Here is a 14,667-nt window from a genome sequence, read left to right as displayed (position 1 = left end):
CGGACCGGCCGCGACCGGTGAGGTGCCGGGGCCGGCCCGCTCAGCGCCACTCGATCAGGAACAGGGTGGCGTCGTCGCTCGTCCGCCCGCCCCGCTGCTCCTTCAGGACGTGGGAGAGCGCGCGCACCACGGCCCGCACCCCGGCCTGCGAGCGCTCGACGCGGTTGACCCAGCCGATGAGCTGTTCCTCCCCGAACTGCTCCCCGCCGGGCTCGCGCTCCTCGACCAGGCCGTCGGTGAAGCACAGCACCCGGTCACCGTGCCGGAGGGCCCGCTCGCTGATCACCGGCTCCTCGCCGCCGAAGCCGACCGGCAGGGTGGTCTCGCTCTCCAGCCGCTCCACGACGACGTGGTCGCGGATCAGCAGCGGCTGGGGATGGCCGGCGTTGACCCACTGCAGGTGGCCGGTCAGGGTGTCGAGGCGCATCATCTGCGCGGTGACGAAGTGGTCCGGCCCGAACTGCTCGGCGATGGCCCGGTCCATGAACGCGTAGATCTCGGCCAGCCCGATGTCGGCGCGCCGGGCGTGCCGGTACGCGCCGATGGCGACGGTCGCCATGGTCGCGGCATCGAGCCCGTGGCCCATGGCGTCGATCGTGGCCACGTGCAGGATGTCGTCGTTGAGCGCGTAGTCGAAGCTGTCACCGGCCACCTGGTAGGCGGGTTCGAGGATGCCGGCCACGGCGACCCGGTGGACGGTCATCGACAGCGGCGGCAGCAGCGACCACTGGATCTCGGCGGCCAAGCTCATCGGTTCGAGGCGCCGGACCTGGAAGATCCGGTCGGTGTAGCCGCTCTTGGTGATCAGCAGGTCGGCGGTCAGGGCGGCGAGGCGCCGCAGCAGCAGTCGGTCCTCGTCGTCGACGGCATCCAGGGTGAGGGCCAGGATCCCCACCTCGTCGCCGCCGTCCAGCAACGGCAGGTACACCCGCACCCCGTCCGCCTGCGCCTCCTCGACGGGGGCACCGCGCTGGAAGGCCGCACCCGCGGGCGAGCCGTCGATCGGCACCGGCTCCCCGGCTACCAGACCCCGCCCCCGCAGGGGCGCCAGCACCAGCTGGCCGTAGTCCTGCAGCAGGAGCGCCGGGTCACGGCCTCCGAGCCCGCGCACCACGTCGGCGACCAGCGGGGCGATCAGCTGGGGCGGCAGCTCATGGGCCCGGTCGAGCAACGTGCACAGCAGACGCCCGCCGCGCCCCTCCGACCGGTCCGGGCCCGCCGCGGCGTCCGACCGCTCACCGCGCATCCACGCTCACCGCCGTCCTCCTCCGGTCGCGACACTCGGCACCCGCACGATCGGCACCCGCACGATCGGCACCGGCACCCCGGCGCCGTCCGCCGGAGCAGGTCCTTCCATTACGCCCCACGGCGGTGCATCGCGCCCCCGGGCCTTCGTCGTTGCGCGGGGACGGCGGGCCCTAGGCGGTCGGCGTCACCAGGTGGTGCTCGTAGGCGATGATGACGAGGTGGACGCGGTCGCGGGCGCCGAGTTTGGCCAGCAGCCGGGTCACGTAGGTCTTGACGGTCGCGCCGCTGATGTACATCGTCTCGGCGATCCGGGCGTTCGACATCCCCCGGCCGATCAGGGTCAGCACCTCCAGCTCGCGGTCGGTGATCCCCTGGATCTCCTTGGACGGCGCAGCGGTGGCCCGCTGCGGACGGTCGGCGAACTCCTCGATCAGGCGGCGCGTCACCTTCGGCGCGATCAGCGCGTCCCCGGCGGCCACGACCCGCACCGCCGTGATGATGTCGTCCAGGGCCATGTCCTTGACGAGGAATCCCGAGGCGCCGGCCCGCAGGGCGTCGTACACGTTGTCGTCGTCGTCGAACGTCGTCAGGACGATGACGTTCGGGGCGCCGGCCTCCTTCGTGATCATCCGGGTGGCCTCGATGCCGTCCATGCCGGGCATGCGGATGTCCATGACGACGATGTCGGGCTTCAGGTCGCGGACCAGTTGCACGGCCTCGGCGCCGGTCCCGGCCTCGCCGACCACCTCGATGTCCGGGATGTCGGCGATCACCATGACCAGACCGGCGCGGATCAGCGGCTGGTCGTCGGCGAGCACGACGCGGACCGGCATCAGACCTCCATCGGGACGGGGAGACGGGCCGTCACGCGGTAGCCGCCCTCGGGGCGCGGACCGACGGCGAAGTCGCCGTTCAGCAGCTTCACCCGGTCACGCATCCCGGCGATACCGTAGCCGGTGCCCTCGCCCCGGCCGCTCCCGGATCCGCTGTCGACGATCACGACGGACAGGTCGGCCGGCCGGAAGACCACGGAGACCCGGCACTGCTGCGTGCCGGAGTGCTTCACCACGTTGGTGACGGACTCCTGGATGATGCGGAACGCGGACAGGTCGACCTCCGGCGGCAGCGGACGCCGCTCGCCGCGCCACTCGACGTCGACCCGGACACCGGCGTTGCGGACGTTCTCCACCAGGCGGTCGACGTCCCCGAGCCCGGCGAGCGGCTTCTCCGCCGCACCCGACCCCGCCGCACCCGATTCGGCGGCATGGAGCGCGCCGAGCATCCGCCGCAGCCCGGCGAGCGTCTCCCGGCTGGTGTCCTCGATCACGCCGAGGGCCCGGCGGGCGCCCTCGGGCTGGGTGTCGATGACGCGCTTGGCGGCCCCGGCCTGGATCGCGACGACCCCGATGCTGTGCGCGACCATGTCGTGCAGCTCGCGGGCGATCCGCAGCCGCTCGGCCGTCACCGCCTGCTCCGCGATCCGGGTGCGCATCTGCTCGGTGTGCGCGCGTTCCTGACGGTACGAGTTCCCGATCAGCCAGGCCACCACGATCATCATCAGGACGACGGCCTCCACCGAGGTGCCCACCCGGAGTCCCAGCGCCAGGCGCACGCCGACGTAGCCGAGGAGCCCGGCGACTGCCGGCCCCGCGGCGAACAGCGACGTCCGCCGTGGCCGGGCGGCCGCTACGAAGCAGAGGGCGACGGAGACCGGCAGGTACTGGTCGGGAGCGATGCTGGTCGTGTGGAAGGGGCCGTTGGTCAGCACCAGCGCGCTGAGCACCAGCAGCGTCATCGACCCCAGTGGCCTGCGGGTCAGCAGGAGGCAGGCGCAGCAGAGCAGGGCCGCTGCGCAGAGCAGGAGCACCTCCTCGCGCCCGCGCATGGCGAACGGGTCGGCGCTCGGGCTCTTCTCGCCCCAGGCCCCCCACGACTCCCCCGGCCAGCGGATCTGGACGACGAACGAGTACAGCGTGGACACACCCCAGGCAAGTGCCGTCCACGTGCCGGGTTTCACGCGGTGGAGCAGTGTCACAGGCGGGTTGGCGGGCATGGCGCGATCGTATCCACGTGATCGTCCGGGGGCATCGGGCCGAGGGTGTACACCCACGGTCGGCATCCCCTCGCCGGGATGTGGACGACGCTCCGATGCCGGTGGGCCGGGGTGCTCGGCAGTGTTCTCGTCATGACGAACACTGGCGGTTACGAGGAACGGGACGTCGTCGTCCGGCTCACCGACGTGCGGAAGGACTTCGGGGACCACGCGGCTCTGGACGGCGTCTCGCTGGACATCGGCGCCGGCGAATCGGTCGCCGTGATGGGGCAGTCGGGCTCCGGGAAGTCGACGTTGCTGAACATGGTGTCCGGGCTCGACCGGCCGACGGGCGGATCGGTCGTCGTCGGCGGGGAGGACCTGGCCGCGCTCGACGAGAAGGGCCTGGCGCTGTTCCGGCGTCGACGGATCGGCATGATCTTCCAGTTCTTCAACCTGCTGGACGACCTGCCGGCCCTGGACAACGTCGCCCTGGCCGGCCAGCTGGTCGGGTTGAAGGCGTCGGCCGCCCGCAAGCGCGCCCTGGAGCTCATGGGCGACCTCGGAATCGCGGACCGGAGGAACATCTATCCCTCCTCGCTGTCCGGCGGCGAACGGCAACGGGTGGCCACGGCGCGGGCCTTGATGAACCGTCCGTCGCTCCTGCTGGCCGACGAGCCGACCGGGGCCCTGGACAGCCGTTCCGGCGACCAGGTGATGCGGCTGCTCACCGACCTGAACCGGCTCGGCCAGACGCTCGTGATCGTCACGCACGACCCGCGGCTCGCCGCGCAGTGCGCGCGCCGGGTCGTCGAGGTCGCGGACGGGCGCATCGCCCGGGACAGCTCGGCGAACGGCGCACCGGCCGCGGAGGTCGCACGATGAGCGCCGTCTGGCGGGCCTCCCGCGCAGCGGTGAAGCGGCGCAGGTTCCAGACCTTCGTCCTCGGCCTGGTCGTCCTGGTCTCCAGCGCCATGGCCGTCGCCACGCTGGGCCTGCTGGCGGCCGTGTCGGGCCCCTTCGAGCAGGCCTACAACGCCGCGAACGGGGCGCACGTCGTCGCCGAGTTCGACAGCTCGAAGGCGAGCGCCGCGCAGATCGCCCGGGCCGCGAACGCCCCCGGCGTCGAGGCCGTCGCCGGCCCCTACCCGGTGGCCGTCCTCCACTCGCCGTCGGAGACCGGCGATCATCCGATGGGCCTGGCCGGCTCCTTCGGCGTCGTCGGCCGCGACCGGCCGGACACACCGGTCGACACCCTCGAACTCAGCGCCGGCCGCTGGGTGACCGGCCCGGGCGAAATCGTCCTGAACGAACCGGCGTCCATCGGTGTCTCCTCGATCGGGTCCGCGCACGAGGTCGTCACCGCGGACGGCGTGCGGCTCAAGGTCGTCGGCTACGCCGCCTCGGTCAGCCGGTCCGCGGACGGCTGGGTCACACCGGAGCAGGCCGGGGCCCTGCACGCGGCCTCGGTCCGGATGATGTACCGCTTCGATGATGCCCGGTCCGACTCGGCGCTGAAGGCCGGAATGGCCGCCGCCACGAAGGGCCTGCCGTCCGACGCCCTGACCGCGAGCAGCTCCTACCTGGCCATCGAGGCGGACCTCGCCAAGGGCCCGAACACCTACGTGCCGTTCCTGACGGTCTTCGGCGTCCTGGGCCTGGTCGTCTCGGTCCTGATCGTCGGCAACGTCGTCAGCGGCGCCGTCATCTCGGGCTTCCGGCACATCGGAGTCCTCAAGGCCCTGGGGTTCACGCCGAACCAGGTGACGGCGGTCTACCTCGTCATGGTCACCTTCCCCGCGGTGATCGGCAGCGCGATCGGCTCGGTGATCGGCACCCTCGTCGGCAGGAAGCTGGTGCGCCAGGCGTTCTTCGGCATCTTCGGCAACGATCTCGTCATCGACCGGGCGACCGTCCCGGCCTGGGCCGCTCCGGTCGTGCTGGTCGGCATGACGCTGCTCGTCATGCTGTCCGCGCTCGTCCCGGCCATGCGGGCCCGCCGCCTCCCCGCCGCCGCCGCCATCAGCGCGGGCAGCGCCCAGCGGACCGGCCGCGGACTGGCCGTCCAACGCGCACTCGGCGGGTCGCGGCTGCCGCGGCCGGTGAGCCTGGGCCTGGGCTGGCCGTTCACCCGGCCCGGCCGCACGGCCCTGACGCTGTCGACCGTCGTGCTCGGCGTCATGACGGTGACCTTGGCCCTCGGCATCTCGGCCTCGGTCGTCAAGTTCGGAGAGGTGCGGAACCGGACCGACAGGATCCAGGTGCACGTCGACGTCAACGATCCCCGCTGGAACCCGCCCGGCCCGGCCCACTCCGACGACGAGCTCTTCGCGCTGCTGCGCTCGCTGCCCGGCACCGCCCACGTGTCCGCCCAGAGCGTCGCGCAGACCCGGATCACCGGCTCGCCGGACGTCGTCCGGGTGGGCGTCGAGAGCGGCGACACCGCCGAACTGCACCCGGACCTCGTCCGGGGACGCTGGATCGAGGGGCCCAACGAGGTGGTGGTCTCGTCCGGGTTCTGGCACCGGCACCAGCTGTCCCTCGGCGACACCGTCACGCTGGACACCAGCGACGGCCCGCAGCCGCAGAAGGTCGTCGGCGAGACCACCGACGGCTGGGACGTGACCACCCTCGACCGGGACCGGTTCGTGCCGCTCAGCCCGGGCCGGCGCGCCCAGACCTTCTCCGTCCAGCTCACGAAGGGCACCGACCCGCAGGCCTACGCCGCCGCGGTCGCCGGCGTCGACCCCGGGCTGAACGCGTCGGTGAACGACGCCTCCGACACCATCGAGAAGGTCATCATCAGCGTGGTGTCCACGCTCACCGTGATGCTGATCGTCGTCTCGGGCCTCGGCGTGTTCAACACGGTGCTCCTCAACACCCGGGAACGGCGCCGGGAGCTGGGGATGCTCAAGTCGATCGGGATGACGCCGCGCCAGGTGGTCGTCATGGTGGTGACGTCCGTGGCGGCGCTCGGAGCGGTCGGCGGGGCCCTCGGCGCGCCGCTCGCGATGCTCGCGCACCGGATCATCATCCCGATGACCGGCCGCAGCACCGGGCTCGATCTGCCGAAATCGCTGCTGCAGGTCTGGAGCTGGCCGACGGTGGCGCTGCTGGCCCTCTCCGGCTCCGCGATCGCCGCGCTGGGGGCCTTCCTCCCGGCCCGGGGAGCGGCGAGGGCGCCGGTGGCGGAGGCCCTGCGGACGGAGTAGCGGACACTGAGGGGTGCGGCAGCAGGGGTTCTGATCCCGGCCCGCGGACGAAAGGCCCCGACCGCCCGACCGTCGGGGCCTTCACCGTCGGTCCCGCCGGCCGTTCCCGGAAGGCGGCGGGGGCGGGTTCAGTCCCGGGCGAGGCCCTGCTGGATGGCCACCACGGCGAGCCGTACCCGGTTCGGGCTGCCGGTCTTGGTCATCAGGTTCGACACGTGGGTCTTCACCGTCGTCACGCCGATGTGCAGCCGTTCGGCGATGTCGTGGTTCGGGAGCCCGGCCGCGATCAGCCGGAGCACCTCCTGCTCCCGCTCGGTGAAGTGCGCCGCCTCGTAGCGCCGCCCGTCCTCGCCCTGCCAGGCCGACGCGGCCCTGGCCACCACCCGGCGCAGCACGCCGGCGCTGTACGGGCTGTCGCCGGCGGCCGCGCGGCGGACGGCGTCCAGCACCGCGGCCGGTGGGACGTCCTTGGCCAGGAAGCCGCAGGCGCCGGCGCCCAGCGCCGGGTAAAGCCGGTCGTCGTCGTCGAAGGTGGTCAGCACCACCACCCTGGTCGCGGGCCTGGCCCGGAGGATCCGGCGGGTCGCCGTGATGCCGTCCATGCCGGGCATGTGCAGGTCCATCAGGACGACGTCCGGCCCGAGCTGTTCGGCGAGCCGCAGCGCCTCCGAGCCGTTCGCCGCCTCACCCACCACCGTGATGTCCGAGGTGGACTCGCAGAGCATCCGGACGCCGGCGCGCACCAGTTGCTGGTCGTCGACGATCACCACGCTGATCACGGTCGGCTCCCGGCCGGCGCGTACGGCGCGGTGGCGGGGAGCCGGGCGGTCAGCCGCCAGCCGAGGGGCGTCCGGCCGGCGTCGAGGGAGCCACCGACCAGCGCGACCCGCTCGCGCATACCGAGCAGCCCGTAGCCGGTGCCGTCCTCCTGGCCGGGCAGGCCGGTCCGCTCCGCTCCGCCCGGCCGGGGCGAGTCGTTCTCCAGGTCCAGCAGCAAGGTCTCCTCCTCCATCTCCACCCGGAGCCGGACTCCCGCGCCGGGCCCCGCGTGCTTGGTCACGTTGGCCAGGCCCTCCTGGACCAGCCGGAGCACGGTGAGGCTGCGGATCGCGTCCAGCCCGGCGATCGCCGGCCCGATCTCCGCCTCGACGGCCAGGCCCGCCTGGCGGGAGCGTTCGACGACGCCCAGCACCGTGGCGGGCAGGTCGGTGCTGTCGGCGAGCAGCGGAGCCAGGTGGTCACCGCCGGGGTCGCGCAGCGCCGTCAGCAGCCGCCGCAGGTCGGTGAGCGCCGTGGTGGCGCTGGTGTGGACGTCGTCCAGCACCTCGGCGATCCGGTGGTCGGCCGGTGGCAGCACATGCCTGGCGACACCGACCCGCAGCACGGTGGAGGCCAGGTGGTGGGCGACCATGTCGTGCAGTTCGCGCGCGATCGCGGCCCGTTCGCCCATCCGGGCGCCCCACTCGGCGAGGTCCCTGCTGCGCTCGGCCTCGCGGGCCCGCTCCTGGGCCGTCCGGGCGGCCGACTCCGCCGACCGGATGCAGCCGGCCAGCAGCACCGGCACGCTGACGACGACCGCGGCCCGGTAGAGCGCGGAGCCGGCACCCCCGAAGGTCGGCTCGGCGGCGAGCAGATGGGCCGCGACCAGCGCGGCCGATGCCGCCGCCAGGACCGGACGGCCCCAGTGCCGCGCCGCCAGCTCGAACAGCGCCGCGCCGGCACCGACCTTGATCTCGACCGTCACGGCCGGGGCCGACAGCTCGGCCAGGGCCAGCATCCCGGCCTGCCCGAAGGCCACCGCCACCGGCAGGCAGCCCCCCAGGGCGGCCAGCAGCAGCCCTCCGAGACCGACGAACCAGTCCGTCGCACCGAGCTCGGCGGGCCTGCGGAGAAGCAGCAGATAACCCAGGCCGAAGGCCACCAGTGCCAGCCGCATCGGCCCGAACCGACGGCCGTAGAGACGTCCCACCCACTCCCCCACCATCCCTGGGACTCTACGGCGGCCGCGCCGCCGTCCAATCCTCCGGGAGGAGGACGGCCGGCCTCCTCCTTCCGGCCGCCTCCACGGCCAACAGGCCCGACGGACAGGCCGGTTGCCCGGGGCCGGGGCCGGCTGCGGCCATGGGGAGGCGAGCACACCGAGGCAGCCGCTCCCGGCCGGGGTTCCGGTGCGCGGGCGGTCCGGCAGAGGCGCCGCAGTGGCGGGGATCACAGCGCGGGGGGCGGGTGGGTGAAATGCCGGAGGTGTCGGCGCGGTTGGGTTCTGAAGGAATTCAATGCACGTGCACACATCGCCCGGCACCGAGGAGCCCCCCATGACCATCACCGCATCCTCCGCCTCCCGCGCGGCCGAGATCCTGTCCCGGCCCGTCGCGCTGAACGGCCTGACCGTCCCGAACCGCATCGCGATGGCGCCGATGACGCGCAGCTTCTCGCCGGGCGGCATCCCCGGTGAGGACGTCCGGGGCTACTACGCCCGGCGGGCCGCCGCGGGAGTGGGCCTGATCGTCACCGAGGGCACCTACATCGGCCACGCGTCGGCCGGGCAGAGCGACCGGATTCCGCGGTTCCACGGCGAGGAGCAGCTCGCGGGGTGGGCGAAGGTGGCGGAGGCCGTGCACGCGGAGGGCGGCACCATCGTGCCGCAGCTCTGGCACATCGGCATGGTGCGCAAGCAGGGCGACCCGCCCTTCGCCGACGCCCCCGCCGTCGGCCCGTCCGGGCTCCGCCTCGACGGCACCGAGGGCACCGGCCGGGCGATGACCCGGCAGGACCTCGACGACGTCATCGCCTCCTTCGCCGAGGCCGCGGCGGCCGCCGAGCGCATCGGCTTCGACGGGGTCGAGCTGCACGGCGCCCACGGCTACCTCCTCGACCAGTTCCTCTGGGAGGGGACGAACCGCCGCACCGACGGGTACGGCGGCGACCCGGTGGCCCGCACCCGGTTCGCGGCCGAGATCGTCGCCGCCGTCCGCGCGGCCGTCTCCCCCGCGTTCCCGGTGCTGTTCCGCTACTCGCAGTGGAAGCAGGAGGCCTACCAGGCGCGGCTCGCCGAGACCCCGGCGGAGCTGGAGGCGATCCTGGCCCCGCTCGCCGCGGCCGGCGTCGACGCCTTCCACGCCTCCACCCGCCGCTACTGGCTGCCGGAGTTCGAGGGCTCGGACCTCAACCTGGCGGGCTGGACCAAGAAGCTCACCGGCCGGCCCACCATCACCGTCGGCTCGGTCGGCCTGGACGGCGACTTCCTCGGCGCCTTCGCCGGCGAGGGCGCCCCGCTCCAGGGCCTCGACAACCTGCTCGACCGCCTGGAGCGCGACGAGTTCGACCTGGTGGCCGTCGGCCGCGCCCTGCTCCAGGATCCGGAGTGGGCCGCGAAGGTGCTGGGCGGCCGGGCCGACGAGCTCAAGCCGTACGACGCGGCGGCGCTGCAGACCCTGAGCTAGGCCCTGGGGCGCACACCGCCCCGGCGGAGGGCCCGGACCGCTCCGGCGGCCCGGCCCTCCGCGGGCGGGGCCGCACGGGCCGTGCGCCGAGCAGGCGGACCGCTACGGACGGGTCCGAGCCCCCGGCTCCGGCTCCGGGCCCGGCTGCGGCTGCGGCTGCGGCTGCGACGTCCGCTCGGCGTTCAGGCAGGCGCCGAGCCGGACGAACAGGAGGATGAGGCCGACCGTGAGCACGATGTGGCCGAGGCCGGCGATCCCGGAGAAGGCCTCGGGGACGCTGCGGCCGAGGACGGTCAGGGTGCCGCGGACGAGCATGGCCAGGACGGTGATCGACAGGCCCGCGTTGTAGCACCAGTGGAACCAGGTGAACTGTCTCGAACCCGAGAGCCCGAACTGCTTGTCCAGCGCGAGGACGATGAGGAAGCCGAGCATCCCCAGGGCGAGCAGGTGGGTGTGCACCACGGCGAGCTGGGTCTCGCCGTGGAAGTCGTTGGCCTTGGTGAGCTCCCGGTAGTAGAGCCCGGAGAGCACACCCAGGATCATGTAGACGTGTGCCGCGTAGTACGACCTGCGCATCTTCGTTCGCTCCCCGTCGTCGCGGCGGCCGGGCGGCCGCCGGGGACCACCGTAGGGGGTGAACGACCTTGTGGAACAGATCACTTCACGATGCTGACGAACCGTCGGCCTGCCGCGGAACTGCCGGTTCAGGCCGCCCGGCCCTCGCGCGTCCCGCGGCGGTACCCACCGGGGGCCTGGCCGTACTCGCGCTTGAACGCCTTGGCGAAGGCGTACTCGGAGCCGTAGCCGGCGCGGGCGGCGATGGTGGTGAGCGGGGCCTCGGACTCGCGCAGCAGCCGGGCCGCGGTGGTGAGGCGCCAGCGGGTCAGGTAGGCCATCGGCGGCTCACCGACGAGGGCGCTGAAGCGGCGGGCGAAGGCGGCCCGGGAGAGGCCGACCCGGCCGGCCAGCGACTCGACGGTCCACGCCGCCGAGGGGGCCTCGTGGATCGCCGCCAGGGCGGGTGCGACGGCGCCGTCCCCGAGGGCGGCGGCCCAGCCGACCGCGGCCGCGGCGGGCTGGTCCTCGAACCAGGCGCGCAGGATGTAGAGGAGCAGCGAGTCGATCAGCGCCGGCACGATGCCGGTCGAGCCGAGCCGCGGGTGCTCCAGTTCGGCGCCGAGGAGCTGGACGGCCGCGGTCAGTTCGGGGTGCCGGCCCTGCCCGGTGGAGAGGTGGATGACCTCGGGCAGTTGGCGGACCAGCGGGTGCGGACGGCCCTGGTCGAGGTGGTAGTTGCCGCAGAGCAGGCTCGTCCGGGGGCCGTCCCCGCCGAGGGTGACCGTGCCGATCGGCGTGCTCGCGCGGTACTGGTCGGGCCGTTCCGGCACGGCCGGGGTGCTGGGGTGGTCGGCCAGGATGTGGCCGCGGCCGTCGCGCAGGAAGACGACGTCCCCGGGGCTCAGCGCGATCGCACCCTCGCCCGCCGTGCTCTCCTGCGGGATCAGCCAGCAGGTGCCGTGCAGCACGACGTGGAAGCCGGCGCCGGCGACCGGGGGGAGGCGCAGGCCCCAGGGGGCGCGGCCCTCGGTGCGGACGGAGGTCGGGTGGCCGGTGCGCATCGACCCCAGTGCCTCGGTCAGGATGTCCAACGTCTTCCCCCGTTCGCCGCTCGGAGCCCCCACCCTAGGGTTCGGCCCCGGCCGGCCGCTGACCCACCCACCTCGTCCAAGGTGCCCGCGGACCGGTCAGACCCCCGTCCGGACCGGTCCGCGGCCGCCCTGCACCCCCGCCGCGCCGCCCCGCCGTCGCAGCAGCGCCGTCGAGCAACACCGCTCAGGCGACGGTGAGGACGACCTTGCCCTGCACCCGGCCCGCGCCGAGCAGCTCGTGGGCCTTGCCGGCCTCGTCGAGCGGGAACGTCGCGGCGATGTGCGGGCGGATCCGGCCGGCGTCGACCAGGGCCGCGATCGCCTCCAGCGACGCGTAGTCGGGCTCCACCGAGACACCCGCGAAGTGCCGGCCGGCCGCCTCGACCTCGGCGGCGAGCTCCTGGTTCCAGTGCTCCATGATGCTGACCAGGGTGCCGCCCGGCCGGAGCACCGACAGCGCGCGGGTGCCGTCGGAGGAGGAGTCGAAGACGACGTCGACGTCACGCACCACCTCGGTGTAGTCGGTGGTCCGGTAGTCGATCACCTCGTCGGCGCCGAGACCGCGCAGGAACGCGTGCTTGGGCTCGCTCGCGAGGGCGATCACGTGGGCGCCGCGGGCCTTCGCGATCTGCACCGCGAAGTGGCCGACGCCGCCCGCCGCCCGGTGGATCAGCACCCGCTGCCCCTCGCCCAGCCGGGCGGCGTCGACCAGGCCCTGCCAGGCCGTGAGGGCGGCCAGCGGCACGGCGGCGGCCTCCACGTGGTCGAGCGTGGCGGGCTTGCGGGCCACCTGCCGGGACGGCACGGCGACGTAGTCGGCGTAACCGGTGGCGGCGCGGGGGAAGAACGGCATCCCGAACACTTCGTCACCGGGCCTGAACCTGGCACCGGGACCAACCGCCTCGACCACCCCGGAGATGTCCCAGCCGACCCCGTACGGCGGCTCACCGAGCAGCGGGTAGGAGCCCGAACGGACCGCCAGGTCCACCGGGTTGACGCCGCTGGCGTGCACCCGGACGAGCACCTCGCCACCGAGCGGGGTAGGGCGGCCGGTCTCGACCGTTTCGAGGACCTCGGGGCCGCCGAAGGACTTCTGGATGACTGCGCGCATGGGAGTTCTTCCTTCCGGCTCGGCCAGCCCGCTGCCGGCCCGGCTCCTGATGTCCTCGACTCTAGGGAGGCCGGGCGAGCCGATGAATATCCTCCAGTCTCCGGAAGATGTCCCATCGTCTCGCCGCCCGAGCGTCTCGGCCGGTTCAGGCGGGCCGACGGTGCGGACGGCGCAGGCTCGGCGGCCGGGCGGGGCGGCCGGGCGGGGCGGCCCCGACGGCCGGACCGCTCAGCGGCCGGGCCCGCCCGGCAGTACCAGAGCCGTCTCGTAGGCGAGAACGACGGCCTGCGCCCGGTCCCGCAGCGAGAGCTTGGCGAAGATCCTCGCCACGTGGGTCTTCACGGTGGCCTCGCTCACCGTCAACTCCTGTGCCAGTTCGGCGTTGGAGAGGCCGCGGCCCATGAGCGTCAGCACCTCCAGCTCGCGCGGGGTCAGCGGGCTGAGGTCCCGGTGGACGGCCGGGGCCGCGGCGGCCCGGTCGTCGCTGCCGGCCGGGGCGGCGCCTGCGGCCGGGACGAAGCGCTCGACCAGCCGGCGGGTGATCGACGGGGCGAGCAGGGCGTCCCCGGTGTCCACCAGCCTGACCGCGGCGGCCAGATGGGCCGCGGTGACGTCCTTGAGCAGGAAACCGCTGGCACCGGCGGCCAGGGCCGCGTAGACGTAGTGGTCGAGGTCGAAGGTGGTCAGCATGATCACCCGGCAGCCGGGGGCCTGCGCGAGGATCCGGCGGGCGGCCTCCAGGCCGTCCATGCCGGGCATCCGGACGTCCAGCAGGACGACGTCCGGGCGCAGCCGGCCGACCAGTTCGACGGCCTCGGCGCCGTCGGCGGCCTCGCCGATCACGTCGATGCCGCGGGCGGTCAGGATCATCCGGAAGCCGGTGCGGACCAGCTCCTGGTCGTCGGCGATCACCACGCGCGGCGCCGGCTCGGCCGGCCGGGCAGGCGTGGCCGTATCCTCCGGCGCGGCGGCCCGGGCGGGGCCCGCGGCGGCCGTCACGGACGGTCCAGGGGGATCCGGGCGCGGACGCGGTAGCCGCCACCGAGCCGGCGCCGGGCGTCGAGGTCGCCGCCGTAGACGGCGAGCCGCTCGCGCAGGCCGATCAGCCCGCGGCCGGCCCCGTCGGCCTGCCGCGTCCCGCGGCCCGCCTCCGCCGTCCGCAGCCGCGTCGCCGCGCTGCCGACGCCCGCCGCGCCCACGCCCGCGCCCGCGCCCGCCGTGCCGACGCCCGTCCCCTCGGCCGCCGGGCCGCCGCCGCTGCCGCTGCCGCCCCGTTCGAGGAGCACGCTCGGCCCGCTGTTCACCACCTCGATCCGCAGCAGGCGTTCCGTGTACCGCACGCTCACCTCGGCCTGCGCCCCGTCCCCGTGTTTGAGTGCATTGGTCAGTGCCTCCTGGATGATCCGGTACGCCGTGACGTCGATCCCGGCCGGCAGCGGTCGCGGCTCGCCGGAGATCCGCACCTCGACCGGGAGGCCGGCGAAGGAGATCCGGTCGACCAGGCCGCCCAGCCTGCTCAGGCTGGGCTGCGGGGCGAGGTCGGCGCTCTGGCCGTACGGCTCGTCCTCGCCGTTCTGTGCCGGCGCCAACAGGCCGAGCAGGTGACGCAGTTCGGTCATCGCGTGCCGCCCGGCGGCCTCGACGGCGGCCATCGCGGCAGCCGCCTCGTCGGGCATGGTGGTCAGCACCTCGCGGGCCGCGCCGGCCTGGACGACCATGAGGCTCACGTTGTGGCTGACGATGTCGTGCAACTCGGCCGCGATCCTGGCCCGTTCGGCGCCGACGGCCGCGTCGGCCGCGCTCTCCCGCTCCCGCTCCAGCAGCCAGCCGCGCTCCTCCGTGGCCGCGCGGTGCCGGCGCCCGGTCCGGACGAGGGCAGCGGCCAGCAGCCCGGCCGCGGCGACCGCCACGACCAGGGCGGCGACCAGCCAGCCCGCTCCCGATTCCCCCATGCCGTCAGCATCGCACCCCG

General features: G+C 74.1%; 13 protein-coding genes. 3 read left to right on the top strand and 10 right to left on the bottom strand.

Features of this window, described 5'->3' with window-relative positions; translation table 11 throughout:
* Positions 1-40: 40 nt before the first annotated feature.
* The 3 genes from OH807_RS22555 to OH807_RS22545 all read right to left on the bottom strand — a co-directional run bounded on the left by OH807_RS22555 (position 41) and on the right by OH807_RS22545 (position 3,301).
* Complete coding sequence (locus tag OH807_RS22555; protein ID WP_406201773.1) at positions 41-1,246, bottom strand: PP2C family protein-serine/threonine phosphatase; 1,206 nt, start codon at positions 1,244-1,246, stop codon at positions 41-43.
* 172 nt (positions 1,247-1,418) lie between these two features.
* Positions 1,419-2,081, bottom strand: coding sequence for a response regulator (locus OH807_RS22550; RefSeq protein ID WP_406201770.1), 663 nt, complete (start codon positions 2,079-2,081; stop codon positions 1,419-1,421).
* Positions 2,081-3,301, bottom strand: coding sequence for a sensor histidine kinase (locus OH807_RS22545; protein WP_406201767.1), 1,221 nt, complete (start codon positions 3,299-3,301; stop codon positions 2,081-2,083). Before OH807_RS22545 ends, OH807_RS22550 begins: the two co-directional genes overlap by 1 nt.
* Before the next feature lie 132 nt (positions 3,302-3,433).
* Between OH807_RS22545 and OH807_RS22540 the strand changes: the two genes are divergently transcribed.
* Complete coding sequence (locus tag OH807_RS22540; RefSeq protein WP_406201765.1) at positions 3,434-4,165, top strand: ABC transporter ATP-binding protein; 732 nt, start codon at positions 3,434-3,436, stop codon at positions 4,163-4,165.
* Positions 4,162-6,492: an FtsX-like permease family protein gene (locus tag OH807_RS22535; RefSeq protein ID WP_406201762.1), complete on the top strand. Its 2,331-nt coding sequence runs from the start codon at positions 4,162-4,164 to the stop codon at positions 6,490-6,492. The genes OH807_RS22540 and OH807_RS22535 overlap by 4 nt, the downstream gene beginning before the upstream one ends.
* Positions 6,493-6,620: 128 nt before the next feature.
* Here the strand turns inward: OH807_RS22535 and OH807_RS22530 are convergent, their stop codons facing one another.
* Together OH807_RS22530 and OH807_RS22525 are read right to left on the bottom strand one after the other, a co-directional pair.
* Entirely contained in the window at positions 6,621-7,271 is a 651-nt protein-coding gene (locus OH807_RS22530; protein WP_406201759.1) for a response regulator, read from the bottom strand.
* Positions 7,268-8,461, bottom strand: coding sequence for a sensor histidine kinase (locus tag OH807_RS22525; protein WP_406201757.1), 1,194 nt, complete (start codon positions 8,459-8,461; stop codon positions 7,268-7,270). The genes OH807_RS22530 and OH807_RS22525 overlap by 4 nt, the downstream gene beginning before the upstream one ends.
* A 346-nt stretch (positions 8,462-8,807) precedes the next feature.
* On the opposite strand from OH807_RS22525, the gene OH807_RS22520 reads away from it, so the two are divergent.
* A complete protein-coding gene (locus OH807_RS22520; protein ID WP_406201755.1) occupies positions 8,808-9,935 on the top strand; it encodes an NADH:flavin oxidoreductase in 1,128 nt (375 codons plus the stop codon).
* Positions 9,936-10,037: 102 nt separating this feature from the next.
* Here the strand turns inward: OH807_RS22520 and OH807_RS22515 are convergent, their stop codons facing one another.
* The 5 genes from OH807_RS22515 to OH807_RS22495 form a co-directional block, all read right to left on the bottom strand.
* Entirely contained in the window at positions 10,038-10,511 is a 474-nt protein-coding gene (locus OH807_RS22515; protein WP_406201752.1) for a DUF2871 domain-containing protein, read from the bottom strand.
* Between the two features lie 128 nt (positions 10,512-10,639).
* Complete coding sequence (locus tag OH807_RS22510) at positions 10,640-11,584, bottom strand: AraC family transcriptional regulator (protein ID WP_406201749.1); 945 nt, start codon at positions 11,582-11,584, stop codon at positions 10,640-10,642.
* Positions 11,585-11,768: 184 nt separating this feature from the next.
* Complete coding sequence (locus tag OH807_RS22505) at positions 11,769-12,695, bottom strand: NADP-dependent oxidoreductase (RefSeq protein WP_406201747.1); 927 nt, start codon at positions 12,693-12,695, stop codon at positions 11,769-11,771.
* Positions 12,696-12,923: 228 nt separating this feature from the next.
* Complete coding sequence (locus OH807_RS22500) at positions 12,924-13,565, bottom strand: response regulator (RefSeq protein ID WP_406211122.1); 642 nt, start codon at positions 13,563-13,565, stop codon at positions 12,924-12,926.
* Between the two features lie 125 nt (positions 13,566-13,690).
* Positions 13,691-14,647, bottom strand: coding sequence for a sensor histidine kinase (locus OH807_RS22495; RefSeq protein WP_406201744.1), 957 nt, complete (start codon positions 14,645-14,647; stop codon positions 13,691-13,693).
* Positions 14,648-14,667 lie beyond the last annotated feature (20 nt).

The organism is Kitasatospora sp. NBC_01560 (assembly GCF_045208415.1).
GTDB lineage: Bacteria > Actinomycetota > Actinomycetes > Streptomycetales > Streptomycetaceae > Kitasatospora.
Note: the sequence above shows the minus strand (reverse complement) of the source record. Positions and strands in the feature narration are given on the sequence as shown.

Excerpts from the sequence above, each read along its gene's own strand:
- OH807_RS22555 (WP_406201773.1), bottom strand. The coding sequence starts at position 1,246 with ATGCGCGGTGAGCGGTCGGACGCCGCGGCGGGCCCGGACCGGTCGGAG.
- OH807_RS22550 (WP_406201770.1), bottom strand. The coding sequence starts at position 2,081 with ATGCCGGTCCGCGTCGTGCTCGCCGACGACCAGCCGCTGATCCGCGCC.
- OH807_RS22545 (WP_406201767.1), bottom strand. The coding sequence starts at position 3,301 with ATGCCCGCCAACCCGCCTGTGACACTGCTCCACCGCGTGAAACCCGGC.
- OH807_RS22540 (WP_406201765.1), top strand. The coding sequence starts at position 3,434 with ATGACGAACACTGGCGGTTACGAGGAACGGGACGTCGTCGTCCGGCTC.
- OH807_RS22535 (WP_406201762.1), top strand. The coding sequence starts at position 4,162 with ATGAGCGCCGTCTGGCGGGCCTCCCGCGCAGCGGTGAAGCGGCGCAGG.
- OH807_RS22520 (WP_406201755.1), top strand. The coding sequence starts at position 8,808 with ATGACCATCACCGCATCCTCCGCCTCCCGCGCGGCCGAGATCCTGTCC.
- OH807_RS22515 (WP_406201752.1), bottom strand. The coding sequence starts at position 10,511 with ATGCGCAGGTCGTACTACGCGGCACACGTCTACATGATCCTGGGTGTG.
- OH807_RS22505 (WP_406201747.1), bottom strand. The coding sequence starts at position 12,695 with ATGCGCGCAGTCATCCAGAAGTCCTTCGGCGGCCCCGAGGTCCTCGAA.
- OH807_RS22500 (WP_406211122.1), bottom strand. The coding sequence starts at position 13,565 with ATGATCCTGACCGCCCGCGGCATCGACGTGATCGGCGAGGCCGCCGAC.
- OH807_RS22495 (WP_406201744.1), bottom strand. The coding sequence starts at position 14,647 with ATGGGGGAATCGGGAGCGGGCTGGCTGGTCGCCGCCCTGGTCGTGGCG.